General features: G+C 37.4%; 10 protein-coding genes, 1 tRNA gene and 1 pseudogene. 6 read left to right on the top strand and 6 right to left on the bottom strand.

The annotated features are described in order from the left end of the window. Window positions 1-291: 291 nt before the first annotated feature. Window positions 292-368: transfer RNA gene (locus B5V81_RS04305), tRNA-Met, on the bottom strand. Between the two features lie 160 nt (window positions 369-528). Between B5V81_RS04305 and B5V81_RS04300 the strand changes: the two genes are divergently transcribed. Then, entirely contained in the window at window positions 529-1,485 is a 957-nt protein-coding gene (locus B5V81_RS04300; protein WP_212112283.1) for a Gfo/Idh/MocA family protein, read from the top strand. 49 nt (window positions 1,486-1,534) lie between these two features. After that, window positions 1,535-2,653, top strand: coding sequence for a DegT/DnrJ/EryC1/StrS family aminotransferase (locus B5V81_RS04295; protein WP_212112274.1), 1,119 nt, complete (start codon window positions 1,535-1,537; stop codon window positions 2,651-2,653). Window positions 2,654-2,941: 288 nt separating this feature from the next. Here B5V81_RS04295 and B5V81_RS09160 read toward each other — a convergent pair. Then, window positions 2,942-3,584: pseudogene (locus B5V81_RS09160) on the bottom strand (hypothetical protein). A 27-nt stretch (window positions 3,585-3,611) separates the two neighbouring features. After that, window positions 3,612-4,208: a DUF1134 domain-containing protein gene (locus tag B5V81_RS04280; RefSeq protein WP_212112271.1), complete on the bottom strand. Its 597-nt coding sequence runs from the start codon at window positions 4,206-4,208 to the stop codon at window positions 3,612-3,614. Window positions 4,209-4,422: 214 nt separating this feature from the next. Between B5V81_RS04280 and chpT the strand changes: the two genes are divergently transcribed. After that, window positions 4,423-5,061: a histidine phosphotransferase ChpT gene (chpT, locus tag B5V81_RS04275; protein WP_212112270.1), complete on the top strand. Its 639-nt coding sequence runs from the start codon at window positions 4,423-4,425 to the stop codon at window positions 5,059-5,061. Between the two features lie 218 nt (window positions 5,062-5,279). Here chpT and ctrA read toward each other — a convergent pair whose 3' ends face one another. Beyond that, window positions 5,280-5,981, bottom strand: a complete 702-nt coding sequence (gene ctrA / locus B5V81_RS04270) for a response regulator transcription factor CtrA (RefSeq protein ID WP_175869297.1) — start codon at window positions 5,979-5,981, stop codon at window positions 5,280-5,282. 563 nt (window positions 5,982-6,544) lie between these two features. Between ctrA and B5V81_RS04265 the strand changes: the two genes are divergently transcribed. Further along, window positions 6,545-6,931, top strand: a complete 387-nt coding sequence (locus tag B5V81_RS04265; protein WP_212112269.1) for a flagellar export protein FliJ — start codon at window positions 6,545-6,547, stop codon at window positions 6,929-6,931. A gap of 137 nt (window positions 6,932-7,068) precedes the next feature. Here the strand turns inward: B5V81_RS04265 and sciP are convergent, their stop codons facing one another. Further along, window positions 7,069-7,344: a CtrA inhibitor SciP gene (gene sciP / locus B5V81_RS04260; RefSeq protein ID WP_212112268.1), complete on the bottom strand. Its 276-nt coding sequence runs from the start codon at window positions 7,342-7,344 to the stop codon at window positions 7,069-7,071. Window positions 7,345-7,742: 398 nt separating this feature from the next. On the opposite strand from sciP, the gene mnmA reads away from it, so the two are divergent. Beyond that, entirely contained in the window at window positions 7,743-8,966 is a 1,224-nt protein-coding gene (mnmA, locus tag B5V81_RS04255; protein ID WP_212112267.1) for a tRNA 2-thiouridine(34) synthase MnmA, read from the top strand. 249 nt (window positions 8,967-9,215) lie between these two features. Here mnmA and B5V81_RS04250 read toward each other — a convergent pair whose 3' ends face one another. After that, window positions 9,216-10,031 carry a TrmH family RNA methyltransferase gene (locus B5V81_RS04250; protein ID WP_212112266.1) on the bottom strand — a complete coding sequence of 272 codons (816 nt, stop codon included), beginning with the start codon at window positions 10,029-10,031 and terminating at the stop codon, window positions 9,216-9,218. A gap of 748 nt (window positions 10,032-10,779) precedes the next feature. Here B5V81_RS04250 and B5V81_RS04245 point away from each other — a divergent pair. Further along, window positions 10,780-11,682, top strand: a complete 903-nt coding sequence (locus B5V81_RS04245; RefSeq protein ID WP_212112265.1) for a cation diffusion facilitator family transporter — start codon at window positions 10,780-10,782, stop codon at window positions 11,680-11,682. Window positions 11,683-11,844 lie beyond the last annotated feature (162 nt).

Raw genomic sequence — 11,844 nt, 5'->3', positions numbered from 1 at the left:
AGGATACGGAAAAACTATTAGTCAATTTATGCTCAAAGAGGTGAACACATCTTATATACGCTGCTTCTCAAATAATATGATTCCAGCTCAAGAACTCATCATCAAAAATTGCGACCTTATAAGAGAGAAAAATAAAGACTCATTAAAGAGGCTTTAAACAACCTTTGAAGACCCTTTGAGAACCCCTTAAAAACCCTTCGAAAAAAAATAAATTGATGCAAAACCTGCTGTCAAATTATGCAAAACCTGGTGGCAAGCTACAGCAAGCTACACACACGATTCTGAAAGAAATGGTAGCGGAGGAGGGATTTGAACCCCCGACACAAGGATTATGATTCCTCTGCTCTAACCTACTGAGCTACTCCGCCAAAACAAAATTATAATTGCAAATAATTACATCTTTTGCGGATATAAGGGGTAGAATAGTGAGATGTCAAGCATCGTTTTTAAGCTTTTCTCTTGTCATTCTATTTTATCCTCGATATGTAAAAGTGTAATTTTATAGATCAAGTAAGGTAAGGCATGAAAATGGTGCCACGTGTAGCGGTTTTAGGATGCGGTCATTGGGGTGGAAATCATATAAAGACACTCCATTCTCTTGGGGCTTTAGCAGCAGTTTCTGATATTGATAGCGATCGTGCTGTTCGTTTTGCAACGATGTATGGTGTAGAGGTTGTTGCACCAGATGATCTTTTTGCTCAGAAAGATATTGATGCGCTGGTATTAGCGCTGCCTCCACAGTTTCATACACAAAATGTGCTTCGTGCTGTTAAAAATGGTAAAGATGTTTTGGTGGAAAAGCCAATAGCTCTAAATATCGATGATGCTAAACGCCAAGTTCAGGAGGCAGATGCTTATGGGCGGATTTTTATGGTGGGCCATATTTTACGGTTTCATCCAGCTTTTGAAAAAATGTATGAATTAGTGAAAAAGCGGGAATTGGGGGAGGTGCGATATATTTATTCTCACAGATTAGGCTTTGGAAAATTTCACACACAAAGTGATGCTTTATGGGATCTTGCCCCTCATGATCTCTCAATGATTTTGGCATTGACAGGATGTGAACCCTCCGAAATCCGTGGTGAGGGGACTGCTGTCGTTGATCAGATTTCTGATTTTTCTCATGTTCATATGAATTTTCCAAATGGTGTGCGTGGTCATCTTTTTACTTCACGCTTGAGTCCTTATCGTGAACGGCGTTTAACCGTTGTTGGGACAAAGGCTATGCTTGTTTTTGATGATATGGAACCGTGGAACCGTAAATTGGCAATGCACCATTTTGCCATTTGGAAAGAAAATCAAAAGTGGGCTTTTAGAAGGGAGGAGCTGAATTACATTGATGTTTGTGAAGATTTGCCGCTTACTCGCGAATTACGGCACTTTCTTCATTGTATTGAAACGCGTCAATCACCTCGTACAAATGGTGATGATGCTATTGCGATTTTACGGATTTTAACAGCTGCTGGTGTCAATTATGATAGATAAAAGAGATAGGTAGCGTTTTTGCACTCTTGTGATGATCAATGGAGTTAATATGCAATTCATCGACCTTGGGGCGCAGCGTGCGCGTATTGAAGATAAAATTAATTCTGCAATTGCACATGTGGTTGCTAGTGGGAAGTATATTTTGGGGCCGGAAGTAACAGAATTTGAAGAAAAATTGGCAGACTATCTTGGTGTAAAACATGTGATTGCATGTGCTAATGGAACTGATGCTTTGAAGATGCCTCTCATGGCTAAAAATATTGGTCCAGGTGATGCGGTGTTTTGTCCTAGCTTTACGTTTTCTGCAACGGCCGAAGTGGTTGCTTTGGTGGGCGCTGAACCTGTTTTTGTTGATGTTTTACCCGATACATTCAATATTGATGTTGAAAAACTTTCTCACGCTATCGAAATGGTTAAAAAAGAAGGGCGTCTAAAGCCAAAGGCTATTATTGCTGTTGATTTATTTGGGCTTGCTGCTGACTATGTGAAAATTACTCAAATGGCTGCAAAGGAAAATCTTTTTGTAATTGAAGATGCTGCTCAATCTATGGGGGGAAGAAGCGGGAATACTATGTGTGGTGCTTTTGGTGACGTGGCTGCAACAAGTTTTTATCCTGCAAAACCATTAGGGTGTTATGGCGATGGAGGCGCTATGATGACAAATGATGATGATTTGGCAGAACTTTTACGCTCCATTTTGTTTCATGGTAAAGGTGAAACACAATATGATAATGTACGGATTGGTATGAATTCGCGTCTTGATAGTATTCAGGCGGCAATTTTACTAGAAAAGTTTGTGATTTTTGAAGATGAAATGGAAAAGCGTGTAGAAATTGCTCAACGCTATTGCGATGGTTTAAGAGATATTGTTACAGTTCCAGAAATAGAAGAAAATATTCGTTCCGCTTATGCTCAATATACGATTAAGGTAAAAGAGCGTGATAAATTAAAGGATTTTTTACAAAAAAATTCCGTTCCTACAATGATTTATTATAAAACTCCTTTACATAAACAGCTAGCTTATAAACACTTTTCTTATGTAAAAGATTCCCTTACTGTTTCAGAGTCTTTAGGAGAGTGTGTTTTAAGTTTGCCAATGCATCCTTACTTGACGCAAACGGATCAGGATACGATCATCCAAAAAATAAGAGATTTTTATCACTTTTGAGTGTGTGTTTTTATCTTTAAAACGTATGGTAAAAGCTGGATGGGTTGGTCTATTTCAGAAGGTATTTTTCGTTAAAATGTGTGACGGATATATTTGCTTCTAGGATTCAGCGAATGCTGTACTTTAGGGCGCTGATATGGCAAGCGAATGGAATCACTAGACAAGACGATGGATTTTTTCAAATCGGTTTGGGATAAGAAATTTTTTCTTTAACTGAACAAGAAAGTCGCATTTAATAAAAATTATTTGGGTTATAAAAGTTACAACAAAGCTTTTTTGAAATACAACTTATTTAAGGGGGAGGGTGGAGAGATAAGTTATTTTTTGGCGAATACACGATGCTAGGTCATTTTTATTTTTTGAGTTTTGAATGAGTGTGTTGATGGGGGATGTATTTCCCTCTTCTAGCGCTATTTGAGCGGCTAATGTTGCGGCAAGTTCTTTTGTTTCTTCACGCAGTTCTTCCAGTAGTTGCTGGGTAGCATTTGTATCAAGCCCATGCGTTTGGATTTTTTGTAAACGTTGCTGATAGTGTGTGATTTGTTCACGTATCATTGTGCTTTTCCTTGAAGGTGTTTGTTGCGATGATATTTTGTTTGATTGCAATCGTTTCTTTGGGAAAAGTATTTTGTGCTGAGAGATATAGCTGATAAAGCTGTTCTTTTACTTGGCTTAGCTGTATTTTCTGTTGGATGTATTTTTTTTGCAAAGATTCGTATTTTTGTTGGTTTTTTGCTAATTCTACAGCATGTTTTGCACGGACAAAGTCATGGTTAGCTTGTATTTCTGTGAGTGATAATGGAATTTGCGCACAAATATCTTTATACGCAAAATGAACGGCTTTACGCCAAATAAGAGGAGACAAAAGCACCAGTATCCAAGAAATCGATGCAATGCCAAGAATAAAAAAAAGAAACGATTGAATAAACATAATACCCCTTTTCAAATAAGGAATCGTTTAAAACGGATTCCATGTTGGTCTAGGTGTTAATTTTAAATATCCTATATTAATACCAAGACGTGCACCGATCCCTGTCCGTATTGGAATTAACAAAGTATCATGGTATTTGAGAACATGAAAACCAACACCTGCAATTAAATAGGCTGAACCTGAAATACCACCATAGCGTTTCCATAAATTATTTATGCTCTTAAGATTGTAAACCAAGATCATTAAACGAGAGCCTTGGCCGCCAAAATCCCACCCTACTGAGGGACCTTGCCAAAAAACTTTATGCTGACCATAGCTTTTGCTAAAAACTTTTCCTTCGCCATAGGTTAAGCCAGCAAAAAAGGCACCAGAGGCTTCTTCTCCTAAAATATAGGCATTAGGATAACCGTATTTTGAAAAAATATTTTGAATGGCAACAGCCAAACCACTGGTCGTTTTTCCAAAAAAAATATGACCAGAATCAATAATTTCTTGGAGTGAATAATGGAGGTCGTTTTTTTCTATTGGTTTTAGTTGAGCATGTGTGGTGTTTAAGGTGATGAATAAAAAGAAGATTAAAGATATAATATTTTTGTACCAGTATTTTAGAAGAGAGAGAGCCATAGAGTTTTCTCCTTTTATTATTGACAGAAAAAGATAATATTAGGATTTTTATTCTATTCAAATAAAAATAAAATGTAAGATTATTTAAATTATTGAATTTATTGCTTAATTTTTTTTAGCATGATTGTTGATATTTCCTGTTATGCATCAGATGTTAAGAGTTTTTCTTTAAAATAAAGTTTGTTTTTTTTAAATCTGGGAGTTTTCAATCATTATGACGTTAGATATTTCTTTGAAGCCTATGGATCTTGCTGCTTTGCTTTGTAGTCGTATTTGCCATGATTTGATTTCTCCTGTGGGGGCTATTCAAAATGCAATGGAGCTTTATGATGATGGAGGAGCTGAAGAAGACGCTTTACAATTGGTGCGTTTATCCGTTGCAAGTGCTTCTGCGCGTCTGCAATTTGCGCGATTGGCTTTTGGTTTTTCTGGTGCAAGTGGAGGACAAATAGATACACGTGCAGCAGAGCAGGTTGCTCAACAATATATGCAGCAAGAAAAAGCAACTTTAAAATGGCAAGCCTCCTCTTTTTTGTTACAGAAAGATGAAGTTAAACTTTTGCTTAATTTGTTATTGATTGCAAATGCAACCGTTTCTCGTGGCGGTGAGATTGTTGTTATGATTGAGCAAGAGGAAGATAAACGTTCTTTTCGATTTGAGATTTTCGGTAAAAATCTTCGTATTCCTCCTCATTTTTTTGCGTTATATCATGGAGAAGTTAAAGAAGAGCTTATTGATGCCCATGTCATCCAATTTTATTACACAATGTTACTTTCTCAGATGACAGAGATGAAAATAAATATTGATGAAAAGGATTGTTGTATTGTTTTAGAAAGTGTAAAAAAGCTTTGAATAAGAAAGAAGCGCTTAAGCCGTGTTGGGGAAAAAACTTCGATCAAATTTACGAGCGATAAGATGATGTTTGTGAATAGGGTGTGGTTACTTCTTAAGATTTAAGCGCTTTCTATATAAGATTTTTTTATGTGCGTTTTTTTATTTGTAACAGAAAAAATCTGGGGAAAATCTCGGCCCGCTACATCCCGAGATTTTACAATGTGTATTTTCACTGCTTAAGCGGTTTTTCTTACGTTTTCTTCAATTGGATCACGCAAAACATAACCACGTCCCCAAACGGTATCAATGTAATTGACATTTGAAGAAACGGCTTCCAATTTTTTCCGTAATTTACAGATAAAAACATCGATAATTTTTAGTTCTGGCTCATCCATTCCACCATAGAGATGATTGAGAAACATTTCTTTGGTCAGTGTTGTGCCTTTGCGCAAAGAGAGAAGCTCTAGCATTTGATACTCTTTACCCGTTAAGTGAACAGGGCGTCCTGCAACTTCGACGGTTTTTGCGTCAAGATTAACGGTGAGATCACCGGTAACAATAACTGATTGTGCATGCCCTTTAGAACGACGAACAACCGCATGAATACGCGCAATAAGCTCATCCTTATGGAAAGGCTTTGTCATATAGTCATCTGCTCCAGAGCCAAAACCACGAACTTTATCCTCAATGGCATTCATACCGGAAAGGATAAGGACAGGCGTTTTTATTTTTGCCAATCTCAGAGTTCGTAAGACATCGTATCCTGACATATCGGGCAAATTCAGATCAAGCAAAATGATATCATAATCATAGAGTTTTCCTAAATCGATACCTTCTTCACCCAGATCAGTGATATAAACATTAAAATTAGCTGACTTTAGCATCAACTCAATGCTTTGAGTAACCGCTCTATCATCTTCAATTAATAATACGCGCATTTTAGATCCCTCACTTCGCTCCTCTCCGAATCACAAGGAGCATTTCTATTTTATAAACAGTTGGTAAAACCACTGTTTATAAAAACAATTCATGAAATCAAACACTTAGCAATAAAGCATTTATGAATATTTCAGTAGTACGCGCAACAATCACTACCAAATTCCCCACTATCCATGGTAGTGGTTAACAAAATATTATTATTTTTGAAAGAGGCTATAAAATTATTAAAAAAAAAACGGTATTTGTTCACATAATAAGAAATGAAGGGCTTTTTCTATAGGCTTTAAGCTAAGAAAATTTTGTAAAAAAGCCTTATAAATTACTTTTTTACAATTTTAGTGTTTATTTACCGAGCTTTAAACCTCCTCGTTTTATAGTGGGAGGGAAAAATAAAGAAATAGTTATGGCTCTTTAAAGAAGGTTGTGTTTGCAAATGCTTTAAGGAAGGGTGAAGTTATGGTCTTAATTAAGGACTGTTTTTTTCGGCTAGATATATAACTAAAACGATATGAATTGAGTATGAATGCGCGTTTTGAGTTGGCACAATCAAGGAGTAGTGAGTATGAAGCCACGGGAAAATATGGTGCGATTGAGGATGTTTCAAGTGCGCGGAAAGCGCCGCGAAATTGCACAGCTTGAGATGATGATTGCAGAATTTGAACGAATGGTGTTAGAGCTGGAAACACAAATTTCTCATGAAGAACGTAAATCTGGAAACAACGATGTTCACCATTTTGCTTATTCTGCTTTTGCACGTGCAGCTCGGCAAAGACGCGATAATCTCCTCGATTCCATTCGTGATTTACAGCTTCAAAAAACAAATGCTGAAATTGCTCTTCATGAAGCTAATACAGAACTGCAACATGCACAGCTTTTGGAAGCACGAGACAAAAGGACTACCGCAGATGATGAAGATATCTTGATTCAATCTAATTCAATGACTGGGTGATCAAAAAAATTATTGAAAATTCAAATCAATTCTTTCAGATTTATCTTTTGAAAATAATATAAAAACAGCTAAACTTTTATCAAGTTTAGCTGTTTTTATAAAGTGTTTTATGTTACCAAATCATGATCACTGGCAACTTAATGCCTGTAGTGTTGAATCTTGGTCGTTCGTAAGCCCGCTAAGCCGTGTTCATCGATCAAACTCTGCCATGAAAGAAATTCCTCCACAGTTAAAGTATAACGTTGACATGCCTCGTCAAGACTTAACAATCCACCTCTGACAGCCGCAACAACTTCAGCTTTGCGACGTATCACCCAGCGCCGTGTTGTTTTTGGCGGTAGGTCAGCAATTGTAAGTGGACTTCCATCTGGCCCAATAACATATTTCATTTGTGTTTTTATCCAATTGGTCATTCGTATCCTCTACCTTTAGTCAAGGATTTGATTCGTTTATAGAGCATGAAATTTAAAAAAGAGCTAAACGTGCTGAAAGGAAAAATTAATAAAGTTATTGAGCATGTAAAAGAGGCCCGAGCAAACTGTTTAGAAGCACCTCTTGCAATATTTTACCAGATTTTATTTTGCTAGATTTGAAAAAAGAGAAAAAAGTTTTCTTAAACGATTACCATTGTGCCTTATTTCTATCACTCTTTTTTATTTACAGCTGCTTTTAAGAAAGTGATGCTCTAGTTGTGGAAAGGATAAAAAAACAATATAAGGACAATCAATAGTATAAAAGTGGTGAAGAAACGCGCATTAGAATGTTAACATATGGGTATCCATTAAGAGAGCACTAAATAGAGAATGAGTACATGTTTTTGAATAGTCTTGATTTACCAGGACAACCTGAGGATTCTCGCATTGTTGTTGCAATGTCGGGGGGAGTTGATTCATCGGTTGTTGCAGGCCTTTTGAAAAGGGAAGGGTATAATGTCATTGGCATTACATTGCAGCTTTATGATCATGGGGCTGCAACGCATCGGGTGGGGGCGTGTTGTGCAGGACAAGATATTGAAGATGCGCGCCGTGTTGCAGAAACGTTGGGAATACCGCATTATGTTCTTGATTATGAAAAACGCTTTCGCGAGGCTGTTATTGATCCTTTTGCAGAAAGCTATGCTCATGGAGAAACTCCAGTGCCGTGTATTGCGTGCAATCAGACGGTTAAGTTTGCTGATTTATTAGCAACAGCACGCGAATTGGGGGCAGATGCTTTGGCAACGGGACATTATATTCGTTCGCGTTCTCATGGGGCACATCGAGCACTCTTTCGTCCTCTCGATAACGATCGTGATCAGAGTTATTTTCTCTTTGCAACAACACAAGAACAGATTGATTATTTGCGTTTTCCACTTGGCGACCTTCCGAAAGCGCGCGTTCGTGAAATAGCTGCAGAAATGGGTTTTGTGGTTGCCAATAAGCATGATAGTCAGGATATTTGTTTTGTTCCACAAGGAAAATATTCAGATGTTATCGCAAAACTGCGTCCAGAAGCTGCTAATCCTGGCTTTATTGTCCATATCGATGGAAAGATTTTAGGTAAACATTCGGGAATTGTTAATTATACCGTTGGTCAACGTCGTGGTATTGGGGTGTCAACGGGTGAAGCGCTTTATGTGGTTTATCTCGATGTGGAGAATGCGCGTGTTATTGTTGGACCGCGTGAAATGTTAGAAACGCATAAGCTTTTTTTACGTGATGTGAATTGGCTTGGTGATGAGGCGTTGGATAATTTTCCTTCTCAAGGTATTGAAGTGGCTGTGAAGGTGCGTTCAACGCGTCCTCCCCATCTTGCACGCTTGCATTATAAAGAAGGTGTTTTTTCCGTTGATCTATTGGAACGAGAAAATGGCGTGGCACCAGGGCAAGCTTGTGTTCTTTATGATGGAAATGGACATGAAGCGCGTATTCTGGGGGGCGGATTTGTAACGCATTCAGAACGAGCAGCTGACATTGAAATGATGTTGAAGCGTGTTTTATGCAATCTTGAAACAAAAGATTCTGTTTCCTCTCAATTTAAAACAACGGCTTCATAAAAAGAAAGTGAATCAATTTATAATGATAATTTTTTATCATTCAACTTGAATGAGAGATTTCCGTAAGATTTTCTCATTGCAGATTTATTTTATGATAAATCCATTAAAACTATGTTTTTGCACACTACCAGGAGATGGTGGTGGGGAAAAAATGTCTTTTACGAATGCTCTAAAATGCTAGGGTATAGCAGCCTTTGGGGTTGGTAAAAAACAAACATCATCGGAAGTTTGTGACAATTTAAAGTATTATTACCTTGAATGGTCAAAGTCGGTAAAATGGGCGAGAGCGATCCCTGAAGCTGTGGCAACATTGAGGCTGTCAAAGCCGTCAGTCATGGGAATTCGTAAGGCTTTTGATTGTTGTAGTATATGGAGTGGTAAGCCATCACCTTCTGTTCCAAGAATAAGTGCCATTCTTTTGGTTTTGTTCGCTTGCTTGAGCGTAGATGAGGCAGAAGGCGAGAGTGCATAAAGATGAAAATTTTCATCGTGTAGAGCAGCTATAATGTCATTTATATCAGCGTGTTGCGTGTAGGGTACTTTTAGAGCTGCGCCGGCAGAAACTCTAATTGATTTGCGATAAAGTGGATCGCATGAGGTTTTGTCAACAATAATGCCGTGACTGGCAAAGGCTGCTGCATTACGAAAAATTGATCCCATATTATCGTGATTCGAAATACCACATAAAACCAGAATCAAAGCTTTTTCCGGAAGATTTTGTAAAAAACTTTCTAATGATGGGAGCGTATTGCGTTTACCGATCCCCAGAACACCACGATGAACATGGAAACCGGTGATATCATCCATGACTTCTTGTGGAACACAATAAATGGGACATTGAGGCTGTGTTTTTTCTAAAAGCGGTAGAAGTCCAGGGAGGCGTTTTGCTACGATAAGCAGCGAGAGAGTAGAAAATTCTTTCGAATGCAATAATGCGGTCAAGGTTATTTTACCTTCAGCAATAAATTGCTGTTGTCGTCCAACGAAATCTTTTTCACGGATATTATGATAGTCTCTCAGACGTGGGTCATTTATTTCGTTGATTGTTGTGATATTCAAATGCATGCGAGGTTTTTAATGCTTTTTGCTTTCAATTTCCAGATGTTAGAAGTTGCTTTATTTTTAAAAAAGAGAAATAAAAAAACATTATTTTAAACTTATAGTAGAATTTGTGTTGACAACATATACTGATGGGTGTATTGTGAAAATACTGATGCGGGATAATTAGGTGTTGTTTTCGTATCGGGTGCAGTGTCTTGGGTCCCCGCTATTTCCCAAGTTCTGTATACCCTTAATTTATAAGGGAAAAGAATCTGGGTCCCCAATGCCCAGATTCTTTTTTTGGGAGTCATTTTTTTCTCAGTTTTTTAGCAATTATATTTTGAAATTTCCTTAAGCTGTGAGGATACAGGAAAGTGCTCAGTCATTTTTTCTAAAGCGCAAAGATGTTTATAGATGGGTAATAATGCACGTCATAAGATGTAAAAATAACGCATGATTATAATACATTTGAGCAAAGGCAAGCTTTTCGTTCATGAGACGTGAGATGGTTTTATGTTATTCAGAAAATGTTTAATGCAGGGGATGTGTTTGACTACTCTTGGGAAAGCTGTTTGTTGATGGTTTGTTTTCTTCATCCTTTATTATTGATGTCCGTGTAACTGAGCAGTTTTTGCGATAACAATGGTGAATTGAGACGTTTAGTGTGTGATGAAGCTTCTGTAATATTGAGAAAATATTGCTGATATGCCAAAAATGTCATTATAGGATTGAATAGATTATTCCTTGTTTTGTGAAGAAAAGGATAGGATTCATGAATGTGAATATACAAAGCTTAACTTTATACTCTATTTTTATTGCGTGTATTGTTTTTGCTTTGAAATATTGGGCATATCACATTACAGGGTCGGTTGCTCTTTATTCTGATGCGTTGGAATCAATTGTCAATATTCTTGCATCTTTGGCAGCATGGTGGGCTGTTAAAGTGAGTATGAAGCCAGCCGATCATGATCATCCTTTTGGACATCATAAAGCGGAATATTTTTCTGCGATTCTTGAAGGAATTCTCATTATTATTGCAGCAATCGTTATTTTAAGAGAAGCATGGATAGCGCTTTCTACTGTTAAATTATTGCAGAAACCTGGAATATGGCTTGTTATTCATCTTGTTGCAACTGTTATAAATTGCATGTGGGGAATGGTTCTTATTGGGCAGGGAAAACGTCATCGCTCACCGGCTCTTAAAGCTGATGGCGTGCATTTCATAACAGATGTTTTCACGTCGCTTGCAATTTTAATTGGTTTGATTGCTGGTTTTATAGGGGGATGGGGCGTTTTAGATCCTATTTTAGCGATAATTGTTGCTGTTAATATTCTCTTACAGGGCTGGAAGGTGATTAGGAATGCTGTTCAAGGATTAATGGATGTTGGCGTTGAATTGAATGAAACCATGCGGATTCGGGAGTTGATTTCTGCGAATGCAGATGGTGCACTTGAGATTCATGATTTACGGACGCGTGTTGCTGGTAGGGTTACTTTTATAGAGTTTCATTTGGTTGTTCCAGCTATTATGCAGGTTGGAGAAGCCCATAAAATTTGTGATAGAATTGAAGCTGTTCTTCAAAAAGAATTTGATAATGTGCGTATTTCTATTCATGTCGAACCTGAAGATGAGGCTAAATTGCCTCCCGGTACAACGATGATACCTTTTATATAAAAAGTTATATAAAAAATTTTTTTCAAATTGACTGTCATTTTACGAACATTCATTTTTTACGGTGTGGCAGCTCATATCTCTTGGAAATACAATGATGCTCTTTCGTTGATTTTATTTTTGCATCAGTAGAGGAGAAGGTTAAACTGAGTACTCTAAGGCAAA

Source organism: Bartonella queenslandensis (assembly GCF_018155095.1).
GTDB classification, from domain to species: domain Bacteria; phylum Pseudomonadota; class Alphaproteobacteria; order Rhizobiales; family Rhizobiaceae; genus Bartonella; species Bartonella queenslandensis_B.
The sequence above is the reverse complement of the archived record's forward strand: the minus strand, read 5'-3'. Positions and strand labels throughout refer to the sequence as shown.